At 35.8% G+C, this 24212-nt stretch carries 22 protein-coding genes; 20 read left to right on the forward strand and 2 right to left on the reverse strand.

Translation table 11 applies throughout. The annotated features are described in order from the left end of the window. Positions 1–33 precede the first annotated feature (33 nt). From BAQ46_RS22150 to BAQ46_RS22245, 19 genes are read left to right on the forward strand one after another with little or no spacing between them, the layout of a single operon-like run. The gene (locus BAQ46_RS22150) at positions 34–405 is read left to right on the forward strand and encodes a hypothetical protein (protein ID WP_016091266.1); all 372 of its coding nucleotides are present in this window, start codon (positions 34–36) and stop codon (positions 403–405) included. Further along, positions 402–2090 (forward strand): terminase large subunit, encoded by a 1689-nt coding sequence (locus tag BAQ46_RS22155; RefSeq protein WP_071742784.1) that lies wholly within the window; start codon positions 402–404, stop codon positions 2088–2090. Before BAQ46_RS22150 ends, BAQ46_RS22155 begins: the two co-directional genes overlap by 4 nt. A 15-nt stretch (positions 2091–2105) precedes the next feature. Next, complete coding sequence (locus BAQ46_RS22160; protein WP_000522230.1) at positions 2106–3317, forward strand: phage portal protein; 1212 nt, start codon at positions 2106–2108, stop codon at positions 3315–3317. After that, positions 3283–3867, forward strand: a complete 585-nt coding sequence (locus BAQ46_RS22165) for an HK97 family phage prohead protease (RefSeq protein WP_001043897.1) — start codon at positions 3283–3285, stop codon at positions 3865–3867. The genes BAQ46_RS22160 and BAQ46_RS22165 overlap by 35 nt, the downstream gene beginning before the upstream one ends. A gap of 13 nt (positions 3868–3880) precedes the next feature. Further along, positions 3881–5044, forward strand: a complete 1164-nt coding sequence (locus BAQ46_RS22170) for a phage major capsid protein (protein WP_071742790.1) — start codon at positions 3881–3883, stop codon at positions 5042–5044. Positions 5045–5080: 36 nt separating this feature from the next. Beyond that, a complete protein-coding gene (locus BAQ46_RS22175) occupies positions 5081–5371 on the forward strand; it encodes a hypothetical protein (RefSeq protein ID WP_071742792.1) in 291 nt (96 codons plus the stop codon). A gap of 2 nt (positions 5372–5373) precedes the next feature. Next, positions 5374–5646 (forward strand): head-tail connector protein, encoded by a 273-nt coding sequence (locus BAQ46_RS22180; RefSeq protein ID WP_071742794.1) that lies wholly within the window; start codon positions 5374–5376, stop codon positions 5644–5646. Next, positions 5643–5942 (forward strand): phage head closure protein, encoded by a 300-nt coding sequence (locus tag BAQ46_RS22185; protein ID WP_000997895.1) that lies wholly within the window; start codon positions 5643–5645, stop codon positions 5940–5942. Before BAQ46_RS22180 ends, BAQ46_RS22185 begins: the two co-directional genes overlap by 4 nt. Next, positions 5935–6291, forward strand: a complete 357-nt coding sequence (locus tag BAQ46_RS22190; protein ID WP_000065124.1) for an HK97 gp10 family phage protein — start codon at positions 5935–5937, stop codon at positions 6289–6291. Before BAQ46_RS22185 ends, BAQ46_RS22190 begins: the two co-directional genes overlap by 8 nt. Next, entirely contained in the window at positions 6288–6617 is a 330-nt protein-coding gene (locus BAQ46_RS22195) for a hypothetical protein (protein ID WP_071742795.1), read from the forward strand. The genes BAQ46_RS22190 and BAQ46_RS22195 overlap by 4 nt, the downstream gene beginning before the upstream one ends. Next, positions 6618–7211, forward strand: coding sequence for a major tail protein (locus BAQ46_RS22200; protein ID WP_001293690.1), 594 nt, complete (start codon positions 6618–6620; stop codon positions 7209–7211). A gap of 4 nt (positions 7212–7215) precedes the next feature. After that, positions 7216–7578 (forward strand): hypothetical protein, encoded by a 363-nt coding sequence (locus BAQ46_RS22205; protein ID WP_071742797.1) that lies wholly within the window; start codon positions 7216–7218, stop codon positions 7576–7578. A gap of 53 nt (positions 7579–7631) precedes the next feature. Further along, on the forward strand, positions 7632–7793 hold the full coding sequence (locus BAQ46_RS30785) for a hypothetical protein (protein ID WP_000477711.1): 162 nt from the start codon (positions 7632–7634) through the stop codon (positions 7791–7793). A gap of 12 nt (positions 7794–7805) precedes the next feature. Beyond that, on the forward strand, positions 7806–11447 hold the full coding sequence (locus BAQ46_RS22215; protein ID WP_084638366.1) for a DUF2207 domain-containing protein: 3642 nt from the start codon (positions 7806–7808) through the stop codon (positions 11445–11447). A gap of 41 nt (positions 11448–11488) precedes the next feature. Then, on the forward strand, positions 11489–12961 hold the full coding sequence (locus BAQ46_RS22220; RefSeq protein WP_071742800.1) for a distal tail protein Dit: 1473 nt from the start codon (positions 11489–11491) through the stop codon (positions 12959–12961). Next, on the forward strand, positions 12958–19155 hold the full coding sequence (locus BAQ46_RS31575) for a phage tail spike protein (RefSeq protein ID WP_249024562.1): 6198 nt from the start codon (positions 12958–12960) through the stop codon (positions 19153–19155). The genes BAQ46_RS22220 and BAQ46_RS31575 overlap by 4 nt, the downstream gene beginning before the upstream one ends. A 38-nt stretch (positions 19156–19193) precedes the next feature. Continuing rightward, complete coding sequence (locus BAQ46_RS22235) at positions 19194–19430, forward strand: hemolysin XhlA family protein (RefSeq protein ID WP_000398741.1); 237 nt, start codon at positions 19194–19196, stop codon at positions 19428–19430. After that, positions 19430–19669, forward strand: a complete 240-nt coding sequence (locus tag BAQ46_RS22240; RefSeq protein WP_063221339.1) for a hypothetical protein — start codon at positions 19430–19432, stop codon at positions 19667–19669. Before BAQ46_RS22235 ends, BAQ46_RS22240 begins: the two co-directional genes overlap by 1 nt. Further along, on the forward strand, positions 19666–20721 hold the full coding sequence (locus BAQ46_RS22245; protein WP_071742802.1) for an N-acetylmuramoyl-L-alanine amidase: 1056 nt from the start codon (positions 19666–19668) through the stop codon (positions 20719–20721). Before BAQ46_RS22240 ends, BAQ46_RS22245 begins: the two co-directional genes overlap by 4 nt. A gap of 165 nt (positions 20722–20886) precedes the next feature. On the opposite strand, the gene BAQ46_RS22250 is transcribed toward BAQ46_RS22245, so the two are convergent. Beyond that, on the reverse strand, positions 20887–21282 hold the full coding sequence (locus tag BAQ46_RS22250) for a hypothetical protein (protein ID WP_071742804.1): 396 nt from the start codon (positions 21280–21282) through the stop codon (positions 20887–20889). Between the two features lie 388 nt (positions 21283–21670). Beyond that, positions 21671–21961: a hypothetical protein gene (locus BAQ46_RS22255; protein ID WP_071742806.1), complete on the reverse strand. Its 291-nt coding sequence runs from the start codon at positions 21959–21961 to the stop codon at positions 21671–21673. A gap of 184 nt (positions 21962–22145) precedes the next feature. Between BAQ46_RS22255 and BAQ46_RS22260 the strand changes: the two genes are divergently transcribed. Further along, positions 22146–24179, forward strand: a complete 2034-nt coding sequence (locus tag BAQ46_RS22260; RefSeq protein WP_071742808.1) for an ATP-binding protein — start codon at positions 22146–22148, stop codon at positions 24177–24179. Positions 24180–24212: the final 33 nt, after the last annotated feature.

Below are 24212 nucleotides of genomic sequence, written 5' to 3' on the forward strand. Positions count from 1 at the left end.
TACCCAAAATGCAGAAGAGATGAGGTGTTATTTATGGCGATAAAGAAAGAATTAACAAAAGAAGAACGGGTTAACAAAGAAATAAACAGACTTAAACGTATATATAAAGAAATGCCAAAAGATACCCTCTTGGTAGTAGAGGGGCTAATTGTTGAAGCGGCAGATTTACGTGTTCGACTAGAAGATGTACGTAAAGATCTTGATGAAAATGGTTACGATGAAATGTTCTCGCAATCAGAGAATCAAGAGCCTTATGAAAGAGAAAGACCAGCGGCAAGAAGATATATAGCTATGAATAAAAGTTATCAAACGATAATGAAGCAGTTGGGTGATTACATACCTAAAAAACCAGTTGAAAGTAAGGAGAAGGATGATGGGTTTGATGACTTTGTGATGAATAAATGAGGATACAATATCCTTTGTCTTATAACCCAATCATTGAATATTATAGCCTTATTGAATCGGGAAAAGAAATTGTTAGTGAAAAAGTTCGTAGAATATATAAGAAATTAGTAAGTGATATTGATGATAAAGAAAGTATATATGAATACGACTCAAAGAAAGCGAACCATGCCATTGAGTTCATCGAAAACTTTTGTAAGCACTCAAAGGGAAAATGGGGCGGAAAACCAATTGTTTTAGAAGTATGGCAAAAGGCATTTATTGCAGCAGCATTTGGGTTTGTACATGGAATAGATGGCACAAGAAAATACAGAGAAGTATTACTTGTAGTTGCTCGTAAAAACGGAAAATCTACTGTTGGTTCAGGTATTGGATTGTATTTGCAAATAGCAGATGGGGAACCAGGTTCAGAAGTTTATGCGGTAGCAACTAAGAAAGACCAGGCGAAATTAGTTTGGCTAGAATCAAAGCGAATGGTAAAGAAGTCACCAGCACTATTAAAGCGTATTAAACCTTTAGTATCTGAAATGGTCTCTGAATGGAACGACAGTACCTTTAAACCACTTGGCTCTGATAGTGAAACTTTAGATGGACTTAACGTACATGGTGCTATGATGGATGAAATCCATGCTTGGAAAGATAAAAACTTATATGACGTTATTGTAGATGGTACTTCTTCACGAGAACAGCCAATGATATTTATGATTACAACAGCCGGAACTGTCCGAGAGTCAGTGTATGATATGAAATATGAAGAAGCAGAAATGTTGTTAAATGGACTCGATGATCCGGATGGATATAAGGATGATCGTTTTTTACCTATAATCTATGAGTTGGATAAACGAGAGGAATGGACTGACCCATCAAAGTGGAAGAAAGCAAATCCTGGGCTTGGATCGATAAAAAAGATAGACCAACTTGAAACAAAAGTAAACAAGGCAAAAGCAAATTCTTTGTTGGTAAAAAACTTACTAACGAAAGATTTTAATATAAGAGAAACTTCAACAGAAGCATGGCTGACTTTTGAACAACTAAATAATCCTGAAACTTTTGATATAGAAAAGCTAAAGCCTTCCTATGGAATTGGTGGTTGCGATTTATCTTCAACTACCGATTTAACAGCAGCGAAGGTTATTTTTATGGTTCCAGAGGACCCACATATTTATGTGAAGCAGATGTATTGGCTTCCAGAAGATTTATTGGAGCAGCGAAGTAAAGAAGATAAAATTCCATATAATTTATGGCACGAGCAAGGAATATTAAGAACAACACCGGGAAATTCCGTTCATTATAAATTTGTTACGAAATGGTTTTTAGAAATACGAGATGAATATGGCATTTATCTCCCTTGGATTGGCTATGATAAATGGTCAGCGAATTACTGGGTTGAGGACATGCAAGGGTATTTCGGGAAGGAAGCGATGATTCCTATCGCACAAGGTAAACAGACCCTTTCTAGCCCGATGAAACTTTTAGGGGCTGACTTAGAATCTAAGCTAATAAACTATAATAACCACACGATTGACAAGTGGTGTCTTTCCAACACAGCCATAGATGTTGATAAAAATTTAAATATACAACCAAATAAAACAAAGAACCAACGACGTCGTATTGATGGCACAGCAGCACTTTTAAATGCATATGTAGTTCTTCAAGAAAAACGAAATGACTACCTCAACATGATTTAAGAAGGAGGTGAGAATTTGGGGTTATTTGATAAGATATTTGGAAAGAAACAGGCTCCTACTACAACTCGTTTTGAAATGATAAACGATAATGGTGGAGGTTTTTTTGCGTGGAATGGGGACATCTATCAAAGTGACATTATACGAGCTTGTATACGTCCTAAAGCAAAAGCAGTCGGTAAGCTGATAGCCAAACATATACGAGATAACTCTACTGAATTTAAGGTAAATCCAGATTCTTATATGAGATTTTTACTGGAAGAGCCTAATCCATTGATGACAGGACAAATGTTTCAAGAGAAAATGGCTGTTCAATTAGAGTTGAATCATAATGCATTCGCTTATATTAAGCGTGATGATTTTGGTTATCCAACTGAGGTTTATCCTATTCCATGTACAACAGTTGAAGTTGTAGAAGGTGCACAGGGAGACATCTTTTTAAAGTTTTATTTTAAAAATGGTAAGCAGATGACGATTCCGTATACAGATATCATTCATTTGCGTAAAGACTTTAATGATAATGACTTTTTCGGAGAACATCCTGGTAATGCATTAGCTCAGTTAATGGAGATTGTTACAACTACTGATCAAGGTATTGTTAAAGCTATTAAAAATAGTGCAGTAGTAAAGTGGATTCTTAAGTTTAAGTCAGTATTAAAACAAGAAGATATTGATAGTCAGGTGAAAAACTTTGTGAACAACTATTTGAATATCTCGAATGATGGTGGAGCAGCTTCTTCTGATCCGAGGTATGATTTAGAACAAGTGAAACCTGAAGCGTTTGTACCAGATTCAAAGCAGATGCAAGAAACAGTACAACGTATTTATAATTTCTTTAATACAAACGAAAAGATTATCCAAAGTAAATACAACGAGGATGAATGGACAGCTTATTATGAATCAGAAATTGAGCCATTTGCAATGCAGCTTGCTGGGGAATATACCAGGAAGCTTTTTTCACGTCGAGAAAGGGGATTTGGTAACAAGATTATCTTTGAATCCTCTTCACTTCAATACGCTTCTTTAAGTACAAAGATGGACTTAGTTCAAATGGTTGATAGAGGAGCTATGACACCAAATGAATGGCGTTCAATTCTTTCACTTGGACCAATTGAAGGTGGATCTAAGCCGATTAGAAGATTAGATACAGCTTTAGTTAAAGAAGGAAATGTCACTGATGAAGGAGGTGATGACAATGAACAAGACGGAAAAGAGGGAACTACTGAGTAGTGCTCTTGAAATTAGGGAATTAGAAAATGGTCTTCGGACAATTTCTGGTTATGCAGTTAAATGGGAAATGAAATCTGTAACAATGGGCTATTGGCAACGATTTAAAGAGCAGTTTAAAAAAGGAGCTTTCACAGAGTCCTTGACTCAAGATGATCAATTAGCTTTATGGAGCCACGACACATCACAAGTGTTAGGAAGAACTAAAAATGGTACTCTTCGTTTATTTGAAGATGAGATTGGACTAAGGTTTGAACTAGACTTAGCCAATACAACACTCGGAAATGACACATATGAGACGATTAAACGCGGTGATGTAGACGGTGTTTCTTTTGGTTTCCAAATGGTCAAAGAAGAATGGGATGAATCAGATCCGGACAATGTAGTTCGTAGTGTAACGAAAGCTAAGTTACTAGAGATTAGTCCAGTAGCTTTCCCAGCTTATCCTGATTCACAAGTTTCAGCTAGAAGTCATGACCCATATAAACAATTTGTGAAGGAACGCAATCAAAAAGAATTACGTAAAAAACTAATTTTAAAAACATATTTATAAGGGAGAGATTCATTTGAAAACATTACAAGAAATTTTAACTAGAAAATCAGAAATTCGCTCAATGTTACAAAGCGATAAGGAAGTAGACTTAGCAGCATTAGAAACAGAATTACGAGACCTTGAAGAAACACAAAAACAAATCGAAACACGACAAAGATTATTAAAAGAAGCAGAGGAGATTAATAATAATCAAATGCCTGAAATGCGTACAGTTGAAACATTTAACAATGAATCTCAAAAACAAGACGTAGAATTAGAGACTTCTGAAAAACGTGGACAGGCTCTAATGGAAAACCGTGCTGTTACAGTTGGAAGTGGTAATGTAGTTTTACCTAAGCATAGTGCAACGGATATTCGTCCAACTTTCAATGAAGTATCTACACTGATTGATCGAGTTTCTTCTAAAACTTTAAAAGGTGGAGAGAGTTACCAACAGCCATATATTAAAAGTTATGGAGAAGGTGATTACACAGCTGAAGGAAATGACTACAATACATCAGAAACAACGTTTGGATATGCAGATATCACAAAAGCAAAAGTTACAGCTTATTCAGAGGACACAGAAGAGCTTCAAAAATTACCGGCGGCTGATTATGATGCTGAAGTAATGAAGGGGATCACGGTAGCTACTCGTAAAAAGTTAACTCGCGAAATTTTAATTGGTACAGGTGCTACGAATCGACTTGTTGGTATTTTCTCAGCAGCAGCTACGGCAATTGATTCAGAAACAGATTTAGAAATTTCAGCAATTGATGCATCTACATTGGATGAGATTATCTATAGCTATGGTGGAGATGAAGACGTAGAAGATGCGGCGGTATTGATTTTAAATAAACTAGATTTAAAAGCATTTGCTAAGCTTCGTACTTCTGATGGTAAAAAGGTATATAACGTAGTATCACAAGGTAACTCTGGAACAATTGATGGGGTACCATTCATTATTAATAGTGCTTGTAAGGCTGTTTCTGATGCTAAAACAACAGCTGGACAATATAGCATGGCATATGGTCCTTTATCAAACTATCAACTTACTATTTTCTCAGATATGGACGTTCAACGATCTACAGACTTTAAATTCAAGCAAGGTATGATTGCTCATAGAGGTTCTGTTTTTGCAGGTGGTAACGTAATTTCTAAAAATGGATTCTTACGAGTGAAGAAAGCGGCTACTGTATAATAGTCGCTTTTCTTTATGGTATAAGGAGGTTTAACAGTGAGTGGGAAACCGTTGAATAAATATGTTGTAAAAAGAGCTTTTCGAGATAAATTCACTTTCGTTCATTATAGTGTTGCAGATTCATATGAATCAAATGACACAGAGCGTGTAATGTATTTACAAGATAAAGGTTTCTTGAATAAAGAACGAACTATAGATAAACAAGAAGACTTAAAAGTACCGGTTCATGTTGGAGGAGGGTATTACGAACTTCCAAATGGTGAAAAGATTAAGGGTAAAGATGCCGCTCTGGAAGCTTTAAAACAGCTAGAGCAAGTTGGTGAATGAATATGATGCTTGATGTTGTGAAGAAAGCGGTACGGATCTCACATAGTGCTCTTGATGATGAACTTGAAGATTTAATTGAAGCCTCTCGATATGATTTGAAGTTGTCTGGTGTTTCTCATCTCAAGGCGAATGATAACACTGATCCTCTAATTAAAAGAGCAATTATTACGTATGTAAAAGCTAATTTTATTTCAGACGCAAAAGAGGCAGAACGTTTTTTAGCATCGTATAACATGCTTAAGAATCATCTAACTTTAGCGGGTGACTATAAATGAATGATATTTTACTATTCCCAGTAATAACAATTACTAAAGATGAACTAGGACAAGTTGAGGAAGATGAAGTATTTAGTAGACAGGTATTTTGCAAGAGAAAATCAGTTCCTCAATCAGAATTCTTTCAAGCTGGACAAAGTAATATCAAGGCTAGTCATATATTAATTGTTCATGTCTGGGATTACCAAGATGAACGAAAAGTGAAGTATCGAGATAAAGAATATAGCATTTACCGCACGTATGAAAGAGACGATGAAAAGATCGAACTTTATTGTGAGGTGAAAGCCGGTGTCTAATATTGATACTCTTGCAAGTGATATTGCTAGGGAATTGCAAAGATACGCTAACCTAGTAGAAGAAGATATAGAAGATGCTAAAGAAAAGGTTGCGACCAATCTTGTGAATGAATTGAAACAAAAAAGTCCTAAGAAAACAGGGAAGTATGGTAAAGGCTGGCGGAAAAAGAAGGATGGCAGTGCAATCATTGTTTATAATGCATTGAAACCACAACTTACACATTTATTGGAAAAGGGACATGCTAAAGCAAATGGTGGCCGTGTAGCAGCTAAGGTTCACATTGCTCCGGCAGAAGAAAAAGCAATAAATGAACTAATTGAACGTGTCGAAAGGGCGATTCAACAATGACATTAGGTGAATTAAAGAAAATCCTTGATGCTACAGGTTATCCTGTGGCTTATTCACATTTCACAGCAACGCCAACTAATCCAGTTTCAGCGCCACCTTATATTTGTTTTCTTGTGGACGGATCATCGAATTTAATGGCTGATAACAAGGTATATCACAAGATAAATAACTTAAGTATCGAGCTTTATACAAATAAAAAAGATTTAGTTGCTGAAGCAACTCTTGAAAAAATCTTAGATAATTATGAGATTCCTTATGAATCCTATGAGGTTTTTATTGAAACTGAAAACCTATTTCAAAAAAATTATGAAACGAGGTTGATATAAATGAGTGAGAACAAAGTAAGTTTTGGATTGAAAAATGTCCATTATGCAACATATGAAACAAAAGATGGGGTAGTTACATTCGGAACACCGATTCCATTACCTGGTGCGGTTGAACTAACAAATGAACCACGCGGTGATTTAATTGAATTCTATGCCGATGACATGCTTTATTACTCAGCCGATAATAACCAAGGTTATGAAGGAACGTTAAATATTGCACTCCTTCCGGAGCAATTTGCAATTGATGCATTAGGTGAACAATTAGATGAGACAGATGGTGTATTAAATGAGTTAGCTGATGCAAAAGGAAAACCATTCGCACTGTTATTTGAGTTTGATGGTGATGTGAAAGCAACCCGTCATGTTATGTATAACTGTTCAGCGAGTCGCCCTAATATTTCATCAAAATCAAAAACAAATTCAGCTGAACCGAATACAAACGAGCTTAAATTCGTCGCAAGCCCAATTATTCTAGCAACTGGTGGTAGACCGATGGTGAAAACAAAGACAACTTCTAAAACTACACCGGCAATCCATGATAATTGGTACAAAAAGGTCTATGTGAAAACACCAACAGCACCAAAAGGAGCGTAATTAGATGGAAAAAACAATTGTAATAGATGGTAAGCAAGTTCGACTAAAAAGTACAGCAGCAACGGTTAAGCGTTACAAAGCGCAATTTAGACGTGATTTGTTTGCTGATATGATGGCTTTAGGAGCCATTGGTACATTTACACCACAAGATGGTTCTCAGCCTTCTATTGACCTCTCAAATGTAGATTTAAAGAAAATAGATTTTGAAGTTATTTATGATTTAGTTTGGTTATATGCTAAAACCGCTGATCCAAATCTTTCGGATCCAATTACATGGTTAGACGGATTTGAAGAATTTCCTATTTATGAAATCATTCCAGAGATTAACGATATGATTCAAAGTACAATGGGAGCAAAAAAAAACTAAAGAAAAGTAATGGAGAGCAAGGGACTTTCAGTGACGGAGAATTCACCACTGATTTGTTCCTTGCTCTTTGTTATAAAGCGAAATTAACGAGTTGGGATTTAGAAGTAATGACAATCGGTGATTGCTTTGATTATATTGCTGAATTTGCAGAAATGGAGAACCCAGACAAAGAGAAAACCCGTAAAGCAAATCAAAAAGACTTCGATTCATTCTAAGAAAGGGGTGAGATGATGGCAGGAGGAAGAATTAAAGGAATTAGTATTTCAATTGATGGTGAAACCACGGGACTTCAAAATGCATTAAAAGATGTTAATAAGCGTAGTAATGATTTAACCAAAGAGCTTAAAGATGTTGAGCGATTATTAAAATTTGATCCAGGTAATATTGAAGCTTTAGCCCAAAAGCAACAGTTACTGACTCAGCAAATTGAAAACACCACACAAAAGTTAGATAAATTAAAGGCAGCTGAGCAACAAGTCCAAGCACAATTTCAAAACGGAAAAATTTCCGAAGAACAATACCGCGCATTCAGGCGTGAAATTGAATTTACAGAAGGATCGCTTAATGGCCTAAAAAATAAGCTTGGAAATATGAAGGCTGAGCAAGATAGTGTAGCAAGTTCAACAAGACAATTAGAAACATTGTTTAGTGCTACTGGGAAAAGTGTTGATGATTTTGCGGGAGCATTAGGAAATCGTCTTGTGAATGCAATTAAAAGTGGTACGGCTACAAGTCGGCAATTGGAACAAGCAATTGGAATTATCGGCCGGGAAGCATTAGGAGCAGAAACAGATATAGAGAAATTACAACGAGCTCTTCGATCGGTGGATGCTGGAAACTCAATACAACAAGTGCGAAATGAATTAAGAGATTTACAGCAAGAAGCCGGAAGAACGGAGAAGAAGTTTGAAGGGCTAAAGATAGGGCTTGAAAACGTTATAGGTGGTATGGCAGCAGGTGGCGGTATTGCTAGTGCAGTTGAAAAAGCAATGGATATGTCAAAGTTGCAAACGAAAATTGATATAACTTTTGATGTTCCAGAATCCTCGAAGCAATCAGTAGAGGCGGCTGTAAGAGGGGTAACCGCTTATGGTGTGGATGCAGAGGCGTCATTAGAAGGTGTACGTAGGCAGTGGGCTTTAAATAAGAATGTAAGTGATGAAGCGAATGCAGCTGTTGTTAAAGGAGCAGCGGCAATCGCACAATCTTATGAAGGAATAGATTTTACTGAATTAATTCAAGAAACGAATGAAATTGGAAACGAATTAGGGATTTCGCAAGATGGTGCGCTTGGTTTAACAAATGCGTTGCTAAAAATGGGGTTTCCACCTGAACAATTAGACATTATTGCTGAGTATGGAGGACAGTTAACAAGAGCTGGATATAGTGCTGAAGAAGTGCAGGCGATTATGGAGGCTGGTGTTGAAACAGGTACTTGGAATATTGATAATCTCTTAGATGGTCTGAAAGAAGGACGTATTAAAGCGGCTGAATTTGGTCAAGGTGTCGATAAAGCGATGAAAGAAGCTCTTGAAGGCACTAATATTTCAGCGGAACAAGTTCAAAAATGGGGTCAAGCTGTAGCAAATGGTGGTAAAGAAGGTTCAGCAGCAATGACCGAGATTGCACAAGCTCTATCGCAAGTTGATGATGAAACAAAGCGTAATGAATTAGGTGTTAAATTTTTCGGAACAATGTATGAAGATCAAGGGCAAAACATTATTAATACTTTGCTGGGTGCGAAAGAAAAAACGGTTGATTTCCAAAAGAATCAAGAACAATTGAATGGTTCTATTAAAAAAATGGATGCAAATCCAGCAGTTAAATTTCAAAAAGCAATGCAAGATTTACAAATGGCTCTCCAACCGGTACTTGGAGTAATAGCTGATGTTGTTGCTAAAATAGCCGATTGGATTTCTAATAATCCAAAACTAGCAGCTACTTTGGCAACTATAGCAGTAGCTATTGGTGTAATTGCAGGAGCATTTATGGCTTTAGCACCAATAGTTGTCGTCATATCAGGTATAGGGGCTGCAATGATGGGGTGGGTAGCGTTAATCGCTGTGGTTGTAGCCGCTGTAGTTGCCTTAGGCGTACTAATTTATCAAAATTGGGATTCTATAAAACAATGGACCATTGATGCTTGGAATACAATTGGAGAGTTCTTAGTAGGAATATGGGATGGGATTGTGCAATGGGCAAGTGAAGCGTGGAATAGCATTAGTGAATCTACATCAGCAATTTGGAACTCAATTAAGGAATTTTTAATAGGAATATGGAATGGCATTGTAGAGTTTGTTGTAACCTGGGGAACCGCTATTCTAGAAACGTACGTTGGTATTTGGACATCCATTTTTAATTTCTGTATGGAAATTTGGAATGGAATAGTTGAATATTTAACTTCAGTTTTGCAGGGAATAGCGACGTTCTTTACAGAAATATGGACCTCTATTTCTACTTTCTTTCAAGGGACTTGGAATGGATTAGTCGCTTTTATAACTCCTGTTTTACAAGGGATTGCTGATTTCTTCTCTATGATTTGGAATGGTATTTCTACAGTGATCCAAACTGTATGGAATTTTATTACTCAATACTTACAAGCAATTTGGACGGCTATTTTATACTTTGCTACTCCACTATTTGAAAGTATCAAGAATTTCATTTCTGAATGTTGGAATAAAATTAGTTCTACTACAAGCCTAGTATGGGAAACAATTAAGAATTTCTTGGTTTCTTGTTGGAATGGACTTGTGTCATTTGTAACGCCAATCTTTGAAAAAATCAAATCTTGGATTATTAGTGTGTGGGATACAATCAGTTTAGCCACGATGGCTGTCTGGAATGCGGTTAAGAATTTCTTGCAAGCATGCTGGAATGGATTAGTATCTATTGTAACACCAATTTTTGATGCAATAAAAAACTGGATTGTGAATGTCTGGAATACTATTAGTTCCACTACGAGTGCTGTATGGAACGCGATTAAAAGCTATCTTTCTAGCTTATGGAATTCAATTGTTTCCACAGCAAGCTCAATTTTTAATAGCATTAAATCAGCTATTTCAACTGTTTGGAATATGATTAGTAGTGCAAGTAGTAGCGTATGGAATGGTATTAAGTCTACACTTTCAAGTATCTGGAATGGTATTAAATCTACAGCATCTTCAGTGTGGAATGGTTTGAAAGATGCCATTATGATTCCTGTTCGTTGGGTAACAAGTGCTGTTAGTGGGGCATTTAATGGAATGAAATCAGCAGTATTAGGTGTGTGGGATGGAATTAAGAGTGGTATTCGTACAGCTATCAACGGAATCATACGTATTATTAATAAGTTCATAGATGGTTTTAATACACCAGCAGAATTGTTAAATGAAATTCCAGGAGTTAGTGCACCAACTATTCCGCATGTACCGATGCTTGCTAAAGGTGGAAAGCCTGTAGGTGATGGTTCATTTATCACAGGAGAAGCCGGACCAGAGTTATTTACGAAGAAGGGTAATTCAATTACAGTTACACCTTTATCATCGAAAGAAAAATCACTCGGTATTACTGGGACTATGAATCAATTAATGGGTGATATGAGTCGGATGATGGCTAGTTCTATGAGTCAATTAGCAGGATTAAAGTCTGTTATGAATGGTGTATATGGAAGTATGTCAAATAGTAGACAAGCCATGGCTGGTAATATCGCGAATCAAATATTCAATTATTCATCAGGGCAAACTGGTGGTAATGAAGTAGTTTCAGCACAAAGTGGCGATTTAGTAATTGAAGTACCAGTTATTTTAGATGGTAGAGACTTAGCACGCGGTACTTATCGATATACAAAAGAATACCAAGAAAGAGAAGAGCAAAGAAACTCAGCCTTTTAGGTTTGAGTTTCTTTTATTTTATAGAGAAATGGGGTGTCGAAATGAGCTCTTTTACATTTAACAACGAACGTAAAGAATTTGTCCAAATTGCAAAAGGCTTCAAAAGACCTACTTGGGCACCATTGAAAAGAAATTTATTAAGTATTCCAGGGTATCCTGGTGCAAGACTATTAAACACACAAACTGAAATACGGGTTCTTTCTATTCCTGTGGGAATTATAGTTCCTGATGGATCTGATTTAGAAACGCTGAAAGAAGAAATTGCAGGGTGGTTAATAACAGATCAACCGGCAGAACTTATTTTTGATATAGAACCAAATAGAACATATTTTGCAATTGTAGATGATAGCTTTGATCCAGATGAATTTGTAGCCCTTGGTACAGGAACAATTAAATTTATTTGTCCAATGCCTTATAAGTTGGGAGCGATACAAGAGAAAATACTGGCTATTGAGAAGGGGGACTTAAAAGCTTCATTACGTAACAATGGTTCTGTAGAGTCTAATCCCATTATTGATATAACTGTGGGAGCACAGAGCCCTTTCCTTGATGTATGGAATGGTGACGAATACTTTAGGTTAGGTTATCCCACAGGTGTTAAAACTCGTGTTGTAAAACAAAATGAGCGTCTCATATGGGATGAAATGAAGAGTTTAACTACTTGGAATGCTGTAACTGGTCAAATAGGAATTTATAAAAGTTCAGGGGCCATGAAGGTTTGGCAAGGGTACGCCTTTACACCTGACTCATACGGAACGGGAACAGATACCGAGTGGCATGGTCCTTTTATGAAGAGAACTATTCCTAATACAGGCGGTGTTATCCAAGATTTTAGACTTGATGTGCAAATGAGTTTTCAGTCTGAACACTGGAACAGAATGGGGAAAACTGTAGTTATGCTCTTAGATGCTAATGATAACATAGTAGTGGAACTAGCGTTGGCTGATGATTATATGAGCCATGAAATGACAACAGCACAAGCAATTATTGATTCAGGAGGGTCTAGAAAGTGGATTTCTGACGAAATGGGAATGTACTCTGATACATTTAACGACTTCAGAGGACATGTTGCAGTAGCTCGCAGGGGCAAAGAATGGAGTTTCTATTTTGCTAAATATCGAAAGAATACGGAGATAGATGATGCTAGTTTTGTCCGTACATGGAGAGATGAGTCTGACAGTAATCCTATGACAGCTAGGCCAGTAGCAAAGATAGCTGTAGGGTGTATTGTTTATGGTTCTCATCCACCAGTTGATATTGCATTTATTGAAGATGTTAAGTTTTGGAAGATAAATACCTTAACTATAGATGAGACTCCTTATATTTTTGATATAGGAGACAAAATACAAATAGATACAGAAAGATCATTAGTAACAATTAACGGAAAAAATGTGATTGGATTGAAAGACATATTCAGTTCGTTTCCTATTGTAAAAAGAGGACTGAATGAAATTATAGTACGTCCAGCCAATATAGGAATAGCAAAATTAAGTTATAGGGAGCGATTTAGATGAGAACACCAAGTGGAATCTTACATATTGTTGATTTTAAAACTAATCAAATCGTTTCAGCTATACAACCAAAAGATTATTGGGATGATAAACGCCATTGGGAAATCAAGAATAATATAGATACATTAGAGTTTAGGGTGTTTGATAATACAGAACATGCAACAACGCTTTTACAACAAAATTTAGTGTTAAAAGAAGTGCGTGATGGTCGAATTGTTCCATATGTAATTACTGAAGCGGAAAAAGACTCTAAAGATAGATCAGTGGTTGCTTATGCATCTGGTGAATGGATTCAGCTTGCTAAAGCAGGGATTATTAATCCGCAAAAAATTGAAGGTAAAACGTTGAATGAATGCATGAGAATAGCTCTCGCAGGTACGAAGTGGAAAATAGGTAAAACGGAGCATAATGGATCACACTCTATGACGATTGATGAATTTACTGATCCACTGACATTTCTTAAACAGATTGCTTCTTCATTTGAATTAGAAATTCAATATCGTGCTGAAGTTGTAGGATCTCAAATCGTTGGCCGATATGTGGATATGGTTAAGAAGCGAGGGCGAGATACAAAAAAAGAAGTAACTCTTGGTAAAGATTTAATGGGAATTAAGCGTATTGAGAACTCTCAAAATATTTGTACAGCCTTATTGGGCTTCGTTAAAAAAGAAGGCGGAGAATTTATTACTATTGCAGAAATAAATAACGGCATACCTTACCTTGTGGATGACGGTGCATTTCAGCGCTGGAATGAAAAAGGACAACATAAATTCGGCTTCTATAGCCCAGAGACAGAGAATCAAGATATGACTCCGGAACGACTTAAAACTCTTATGAAAACAGAAATAGAAAAACGTGTAAATACTTCTGTTTCTTACGAAGTTCAAGCACAAAGTATAGGGCAAGTATTTGGATTAGCACATGAATTAATTAATGAAGGCGATACAATCAGAATTATAGATAGAGGGTTCACACCTAAGTTGTACCTTGAAGCACGTGCTATCGCTGGTGATGAATCTTTTAAAGACCCTACACAAGATAAATATGTGTTTGGTGATTATCGTGAAATTATTGATTCGAATGAAGAGTTACGCAGAATGTACCAAAAAATTTTAGCATCATTACAAGATAAAGTACCTCAAGGGTGGTTTGATGCTTTAAAGGACAAAGTAAAAGATCAAGGTCTAGACATTCAAGATGCTATCAACAAGTCAAAACAAGCTCAACAGGAAAGTAAAACGGCTAAAGACTTAGCAGAAGCAACTCAAGATTACATGGAGAAAAATCTTGTAGATATTATAGAAAGTGTTAAACCACCTACTACTGATCTCAAAGCAAATAAAACACTCTGGCGTGATATTAGTAATGGTAAGCCTGGTATTTTAAAAATATGGACAGGTACAGCATGGGAATCAGTTGTTCCAGATACGGCTCCATTACAACAAAGTATTAAGGATGTTAAGAAAGATATTGAAACAGCTAAAACGGAATTAAATCAAAAGGTTCTAAGTGTGGAAGGTAAAGCTCAAGAAATAGCTGGACAAATAGTCGGGGTTCAAAAGCAGGTTAATGACAAAGTTGATCAAACGTGGATTAATAATCAATTAAGAGATAAGGCTGATAAATCCGGCGTTTATACGAAAGATGAAATTAAAGATGGTTTTATAGGAAAACAAATCTATGAAACTGATAAGAATGGTAACGTTAAGAAGTTCCAAGATATTAATACATCTATTAGTCAAACAAATGAAGCTCTTAAACAAAAAGCAGAGAAGTCGGAGTTAACGAAAATTAATGATGGTTTGTCCCAGCTTGAAAGTAAAACGAACGAGATTATATCAACGGCAGATGGAACGAAGCAGACAATTTCTAATCTGAAAACTCAAGTTGATAATATTCAAGTTGGTGGGCGAAATCTATTACTAGAAACAGCTACTAAATCACATTCAGTGAAGACTGGGGAAAATAAGCAGCATACCTACTTTGATTTAGCAAAGGATGCAGCTACTTTAATGCAGGGTAAGAATCTTGCTATGAGTTTCCTGTTTACAGGTAAAGTTACTGCATGGGGAACAACGAATAAATGGGCTGGTTTCGAAGTGAAGATTACTTTCACAGACAATACATTTCATTATCCGAGTTGTCGCGTAGAAAACCGCCTAACACTAGGTAAACAGTATAACCAGGAAAGATTCACAGCGAGTGCTGTAGTAATGGATAAACCTATTAAAGAGATTTCAGTTTACGCTTTAGCACGTGACTTCACGGGGGACGTGTTAATTGAAAAGCTTAAATTAGAAATTGGCACAATATCAACTGCATGGACACCAGCACCAGAAGATCAAGTATCCACAACTGATTTCACTAAAAAAACAGTAGAAATTGAGAATACTATTAAAGGAATAAATACTTCTGTATCAAATGTACAAAACGAACAAGGAAAGCTTACAGAACGAGTTACTAAATCAGAACAAACTGCAGATAGGTTTAAACAATCCATTGAATCGTTAACAAAAAAAGATAGTGAAATTAGTAATAAATTAAATACGGTTGAATCAACTCTGGAGGGCACGAAAAAGACGATTTCGGATATACAATCTGATACAAAGTCACTCAAAAAAACGACAACTGAAATTAGAGAGGAAGCAGGTAAGATTACCGAAAAACTCTCTAATATAGAAAAACGAGAAGTAAGTGTTCGAAACTATGTAATTAACTCAGATTTTTCTAATGAAAAAAATTTATGGAATGGTATTACTAATTCAACAACTTTTAAATTTATTGACGTTAATATATCAGATGCATCAGGTATTAAGAAAGGATTACAAATAACAAGCAATGCAGCTTATATCTACCAAAACTTAAGCCCAGATCAGTTTATAAAGAAAAAGGGGATAGCATCCTGTTATGTTGATGTAAAGGCTGTAACATCAACAACAGAATATCCGCGCCTATATATGAGATTCACGTATGATCAGAACGGGAAAGATCATCATTATTATGCTATTATTCAGCAAAAAGTAGTAACAAATGGTTGGAATCGAATTTCTATTCCTTTCGATACAACGAATTACACAGGTAATTTAAAAGAAGTACGTGTAAATATCGCTACTGGTAATACAACTACTGTAGATGCAACATTTACAGGGATAATGGTTACCTTAGGAGACTTACTTGAATCTTGGAATCTTGCTCCTGAAGATGGAGTAACACAAGGAGCCTTTCAATCGAAAACAAACGAGATTGAAAAAAGTGTGGATGGTGTGAAAAGTACTATTACAGCTATCGAGGGTAAGGGCATAGTAGGGACAAATTTAGTTTACAACTCAAGCTTTCTACAAAGAGATACAGGATTACCTGTAGGTTGGGAATTTCCTCATCCTGATGTGACGGGCTTTCAAATGCCATGGGATGACGATAAGCGAGCAGGAGTAATTCGCTTCAATCGTACTAACCTAGTGGAAACAGCCCCTAATAGCATCATAAGTGGGTTCTCAACAAAATTTTCTGTAACATTAAACCAAGAGTATACGTTCAGTGCCTATATGAAAGTTCCTAATGTAGCTACTTTTAAGTTTAAATATGCTTACATCATAGAGTTTTTCAACGAGGCAGGTGTGCGAGTACAATTCCAAGATGTACAGCTTACAAATGCAGAGTTAGCAGACATCACAACCGGTAAGTGGACTCGTATAATCAGAACTATCAAGCCGAAGATAGCAGGTATCGTCTCAGGTGGATTCCGTTTAGCTTTATTCCATAATGGGGACATATACTATAGAATGCCTCAGGTGGAATTAGGAGACCGTGTTACAGGGTGGAACTTATCTACCAGTGACTTCTCTACTCAGCATGGACTTAATGATCTGACAGTGAAAACTAACGCGATTAAACAAACTGTGGATAGCAATCAAGCTACAATTGCTTCTCTTAGTACAACGCAAGGAAAGCATACTACACAAATTCAAAAGAATACGAGTGAGATTACGCAATTGAACAATCAGATCAGCTCTAAAGTCTCTGATACCCAAATGCAAGATTATGTAGGGGGGCTGGGAAGTACAAACTTATATATAAATTCCGCTTTTGAAGATAGGACAATCAACCCTAGCTCTGGTATTGTTACTTCCAGAACCCCGAGTCTTAGCAAATGGAAAGTAGTAGCTACTGTAGCAGGATCAGCCGTTACGCCTACAACAGCAAGGCAACATGATGGATATAATTCGGCTCAGATTCAAGCAACGGGGCTAACTGTAAATGCTTGGACAGGTATTAGTCAATTATTCCCTGTTACATCTAGCTCAGGAAAACTAGTATTATCTGCATGGTTTTTTACATATAACAAGGACGGTTTAGATCAAGGTGGAGCTTTGGAGATTAAGTTCCTAAATGGTTCAACTACAGTTACAACTAGTAGTGTAGACCTAAAAGATAAGTTGAATAACGGTGCATGGACACTTGTTTCTGTTACTGCTGAGGTTCCTTCAAAAGCTGTTACTCATGTAGAGGCTTATATATGGATACGTAGAAACGGACTTATCTGGGTATCTCAACCACAATTCCAACAAGGTGCTACACCTTCGGCATTTATGGAAAACCCGAAAGACTATGCTAACTATGATCAACTTGTAGGAGAAATTGCTAAGAAAGTAGCTACCACAGACTTTAACTCTAAGGTATCAACCCTTGAGACAAGCATAAATCAGCAATCCAGCCGAATTGACTTAAAGGCAGAAAAAAAAGAGGTTTACTCAAAAACAGATTCCGATGGACGCTTTGGAAGTAAAACTATTGTAGATTCGCATACTTCTCAGTTATCTGTAATGAGTAATGAGATTAACTTGCGAGTCAAAAAAGGTGATCTTGCATCAACAATTAACCAAACAGCTCAATCCGTATTGATTCAAGCTAGTAAGATTATGCTTGACGGATACATTGAAGCGAAGCACTTGAAAGCTCAAGAACTAGTTGGAGTTACTATTAAAACTGCCCCTAACAGTGAACAGCGTTTCGTTAAACTCAATAAACAGTTCTTAGAGCTTTATGATAAAAATATTTCTAGAGCTGAATTGAAATTCTTTAACAGTCAAGATGGAACAGCTATAACGCCTGCTCTTGTGATGGGGCGTTCTAAATCAGGTGGTATTGAAGGGGCAACAGCGCTCTACCATAGAACTCCCATTGATGGGAATGGAAACGATAACTTTCGAGAATCTTATTCAACTCTAGGAGTAGTAGAATCCTATAATAGTAATTCCAATTTATTACTATATGGTTCAGGATTAGAACAGACTTGGGGAGGGAAAGTCCATTTATATGGTAAGGACACTGTAACTATCTCAGCTTCTCGTCAAGGTGATATAGTAATCAAGACTGATACGGTAGCTCAAAATACTTCTATTAAAATTCAGCCGTCGCTAGATTTTGAAGTTATAGCAGGTAATAACATTTACCTGCAAGGTAACGGATACCACCTATCAACTGTAAGGACAAATCATACTTTTAGAAATGGGAATGGTAACTTCTACTTTGAAAATAAGAACAAAACTTCAGGTAACAATATGCTTTTACAAGATGACAACAACAATGCTGATCTACGCCTAGCATATATACGTATCAGAGGCTCGCACGTTTCAGGATACCAGAGCGCATTACAGCTTATCCCAGTAGGTGAAAATACACCAACAGCAGGATTACAAGCAGGGAATATAAGTTACACAAGTCTTACAAACCGTTCATCTCGTAAGATTAAGTCCAATATTCGTGATTTAGAGATTAATGCCTTAGAAAAAATTATGAGCTTGAAAGTAAAGCAATATAATTTCAAAAGTGATGTAGAGAAACTCTACAAAATGAGACAGGAAGCTGAGGGAACAGGAAAGCTACACACTACAAGAGATATTCCTCTACAGTATGGTCTTATCCTAGAGGATACAGATGAAACTTTCCATGCTGATTTGGGGGATGGAATCAACCTGTACACTCTTGTAACCCTCCATTTAGATGCTACTCAAAAGATTAAGTTTATACAAGATGTTCATGAGAAAGAACTAAGTAATCTTAAATCGAAAGTTGCTAGTCAGGATAATGAAATTGAATATCTAAAATCACAAGTAGCCAGTCAAGAGGACAGAATTGCACGTCTAGAAGAATTATTACTTCAACAATTAATTGATAAGAAACCAGAGCAGCCATAAGCTGGTCTTTTTTTATTGCCTAAAAAGGGGTGATCAAAGTGGAAGGGTTACAAGAAGTAAGAAGTGATGTTCAAGAAATAAAGCAAGATATTAAGGACATTCGCTTAGAGATTAAAAGTTTAGAAATGCGGACAACAGGTAACGAGAAAGACATTATCAATATCAATAAGCAATTAGATAAGATTAGCGCTAATACAACTTGGATCTTACGCCTTATTGTTGGTGGGCTTATTGGAGCGGCTCTGACCTTCTTTTTGAAAGGAGGTGGTATGTAATGTTTGAAATTACGGTAATGATTGGTGTTGTTGTAGGATTATCACAAATTGCAAAAACAGTTGGGATGCAAACAAAATATGTTCCGTTACTAAATTTAACGCTTGGCATAATGCTAGGCGTTTTATTTTTGTCTCAAGATATCAAAACAAATATATTTCAAGGAATCATTATTGGACTGTCAGCAAGTGGATTATTTGACCACACAAAAATTATAAAAAAGGATGCCGATGTAAAATGAAAAAGAAGTGGAGACATATTTCATCTATAGTTGTTGCTATGATTTTAGTATTATCAATTGGAACAAACGTATTTGCTGATAGGGTTTTAATTATTCCTGATTTGCCTAAACAACCATACCGTAATGGTGTTGGTGCTTATGAAGGTGTTGTAGCGCATTCTACAGCTACTCCAGAAGCTCCAGCTATTAATATTCAAAAATATGAGTCTCGTACATGGCGCTCAGCTTTTGTTCACTACGCAGTTGATTGGGATGAAAAGATTCAAATTGCATCTACTAAATATCGTGCATGGGGTGCAGGCCCAGCAGCTAATGCTAGATTTGTTCACGTTGAATTGTGTGAAACAAGTGATCCGATGAAATTCAAACGTTCTTACGAACGATATGTAGAGTTAATAGGAGAAATCTTGCGTGAACGAAATATTCATCCTTCAAAAGGGTTGTGGACACATAAGGATATTACTTATAAATTAGGTGGTACAGACCATGAAGACCCACTTGATTATCTTCGTAGTCATGGTGTATCGGAGGCTAAATTTCGAGCAGACGTGTTAAAGGCTTATAACGGGAACTCTGTTACAGTGGATGCAAAACCACAGAAACCAAATGAAATACCTGGCACAGTACAGGTGAATGGTGTTGCGTATATTGAGGGGTACAATGTAAATCTTCGTTCTGGACCATCAACAGATAATAGTGTTATTCGTAAACTACAAAAAGGAGAGGCTTATAAAGTATGGGGTAAATTAGGAAGCTGGTTAAATCTTGGTGGTAACCAATGGATTTATTACGATTCCTCATACATTCGTTACGATGGGACGGAAGCTTCTGACGTAGCTGGTAAACGGGTTATTTCTAAAGTAAACAATTTACGTTTCTATGAATCTCCATCTTGGCAGGATAAAGATGTTGTAGGTACCGTTGATGAAGGATTAGGGTTTACAATTATTGATAAGGTATCGGTGAATGGTTCACCGCAATATAAAGTGAAAAACTCAAAAAGCAGTATCTTCTATATTACAGCTAATTTAATATATGTAGAGGTACCATAAAATAAAAAAGCCGAGTCCAATTGAGGATTCGGCTTTTTTATTGTTTAGATATTTAGAATTTACTTTTAGATAATGCTTTAAGTATTGGTTTTACAATTAAACCTATTAAACGAAAACTTTTAAATATAGAGCGTACAACCTTCATAGAGATGCCTCCCGTTTATATCAAGCATTCATAAGTAATTCTTTTAGTTCTTTTGTAGATAATTCGCTTTCTAACTCTAAATGATCTGTATTAAACCACAAAGTTGAAGATATTCCCCAGCCGGCAAATGGTGAATATCTTTCAGTATGACGAATATCTGCACGTGCTACCTCTCTTGAAACATTAATAGCATCATAAGTTTTAGACATCTTTTCGAAATCAATTTTGTAAGTGCCGACACCAACTTCTGTTCCACCTGGTCTTGTAGGTGCTGGGTAAATTGTAGATATGCGATATTCAGGAAGTATTTCTAGGGCATCTTTTACTTTGTTTAGAGTTAATATGTTTGCCTTAGGATCTACATTTACCCTAACGCCTGATGCTACTTCGAAACCTATACGAAATTTATAACTCATAGTATTAAATCTCTTCTCTTTGGAGTTTTCTAGGGAAGTAATAAGTAAATCATACCAATTTTATGTAACAACTGTAAATATTGCATTATTTCACATCGACAAATTCATTAAATTTAAACTCAGTATTCAAACACAAAGTATCCGTACAATACAAATTTTCTATGATTTACCATATTGAGAGGCTAAATATACTACGGGTATTATAGGCTTGGAGTTCACAATTGATGAGGAAGTATATGTACACTGTTCGTCACAATACAAAGAGCATAATTTCACTTGGATAAAAATACAATATTACAGCAAGTCCGACATATGTGAAGGCAAATTAAAAGTGAGCTCCCAATAATAGGAGCCCACTTTTTTATGTAATTGAAAGAATATAAAAATATCACTTTTTCTTCCACTTTGATGTTACTTCGTGCAATTTCTCTTTGAGATTAGCAAGTAATGTTTCATCCTCGCAACTCAAACTACAACAAATGGGTATTCTTGAAATTAATGCGAAATGTTCAAGTGTTGATACTTGAGTATAACCACCAAAAACGCCAGCTGTCGCTTTATTTAAGTCTTTGTTTAGTTTTTTACAAGTTTCTGATTCTACGTTTTCAAGTTCTTTTATATCTTCTACTTCTGCTATAATACGATGACATTTGTTACATCTTATTGTGATTCCTAGCATAAATGCACCTCTGTTTTCGGAAATGATAGAACTATCCTTATTATATAAATAATCAGGAAATTAGTCTATGTTGAAGAAAATTATTTAATATTAGAATTGATTGAAGAAGGGGATTTATGATGAGGAACAGAAATTATTTAATTGTTTGAAAATAACTGGAATTAAATACGGGAGGAATGGGATTATGAATCTTAGTACATCTACAAATAGTTTCTTAGAGATGTATACTCAACTTACCAAAATTGACCCGGATACCTCATTGAAAGAAGAAGTGAGAGGGATTTTAAGGGATTATCGCAATTTTTGGGATGTGTATGCTGAGCTGTTACAAAACTCTGTTGATGCAATTAACAGAAGATATAGATTGTTAAATGATACAAATTATTACATGTATAAGGATTTCAATACTAATAATCCTAATTTTAATGATGGAAATTATAGAGGGAAAATTGAAATCCGAGTAGATACAACAGATAACACTATAACGGTTCTTGACAATGGTGTAGGCATAGAAAAAGAAAACTTAATGAATTTTTTGCTTCCGAAGTCTTCAGGGAAAAAAATGAGGAAGGATTATGGTTTTAAAGGTTACGGACTAACATTTGTTGCATTTGTGAGTAGAAAGTTTTCTGCTAAAAGTAGATATTTTACTGATTTAAATTGCTTTGAATACGAAATAAATAATATCTTTGATTGGGTATACTCTGATTCTAATCCATTCCCAGGTTTTCCTGAAGCACCCTCAAGTTCAGATGATCAAGATTTGCAAGAATGGAATACTAAAATAACAGTAAGGTTAGAAGATGACTATTACCAAAAATTTGATGCGGTTGCAGCATTAGACTTCTCTAAGAAAATACTAAAAACTGAAGATGATCTAAAGAGATTTGAGTATATTTTAAGAACAAAAACAGCAATAGGAAATACAAAATCTTTATTTTCTAAACCACCTATTGTTCCAATTGATATTAAATTAGTTGTGAAATTTCCAAACGAACAAGAAGTAGAAAAAGAAATTGAGTATTCTTATTATCATCCAATAAATCATAAGGAAATTTCTGTGAATTCATATGAGTTTGCAAATTATGTAACTCAAATGAATTCAGCGGATTTTATTAGAGGGTTTAGAGGGTTATCACATACAAAATCATCCCATATAGTGGGAAAGAAACAACCAATAAAATGTGATATACACCTTGCTGCAATTAGCTCTACTCGTTTAGGAAATGTGGAAAGAGAGTTAGGGCTAGATAAATTAAAACAGTCAAATGCAAAAATTACATGTGGTATATTTTTGTCTATTGATGGTATGCCAACTGGAATTAGATTAGATGCATGGGGGAAGAAAGGTGGAGAATACAAGAGGTATTATGTAGTTGTTGATTGTAAACTAGATATAAGTAATACCCTTGATTCTGGAAGAAAAGGCATTACTGATCACTATGCAGGATTAATTGATGATGAAGTAGTGGAGTTAATTAACAACTTACGTAAAGGAGGAAGTGATACATTTGGACATTATGCTACTAGAGATTTAGATATTGGAAAAATAAAGCCTCCAGGGGTAGGTTTTGGCTTATCAGATTTTCAGCGTGATATTAAAACTGCAGAAAAGAATATAGAAAAAGATTTACGAGATGATCCTATAACAGTTTCAAAAATTAAGAGATATTCCCCTTTATTAGCAATACCACATTCAGAACAAGAGGTAGTCGCATTATTTTACTCTTTATTATCAGCCGGGATAATTAAAGGTTATAATACATTTTATCAAGCAGGCTCAGAAAAGGTATATGATGCAGCTTTTTCTTATAATTTAGATTTAAATAATAGCGTTGAGCCTGATGATCCATTAGGTTTTGGGAGTATCTCTGCTGATGATTTGAAATCGCAAGGATTTAAGGAATATGATCATACCATACACTACGCCTATAATACTGTATTTCCTCAAATATGTGCTGAGTTTAAATTAAATGTTGGTGGTTTACTTTATGAGTTAAAGGGGCAGACGAACAAAGACCCTAATCAAATTGATTTATTAATTGTATGGGACACTAATGTATCGTCACAAATTTCAAGTAATTCGTACACTTTGGCACCCGTTATAGAAAGTAGGAGATTGTATCATGCATCTACACATAGGCTAGGTATAATTGGTGTAAGAAGTACTGATATTTATGTGATTTCTTTAAAAGATGTTTTAAATAGATTGCCATGAATGAAAAGAAATTTATGATAATCAATCTAAGTA

This window comes from Bacillus paranthracis (assembly GCF_001883995.1).
Classification (GTDB): Bacteria; Bacillota; Bacilli; order Bacillales; family Bacillaceae_G; genus Bacillus_A; species Bacillus_A paranthracis.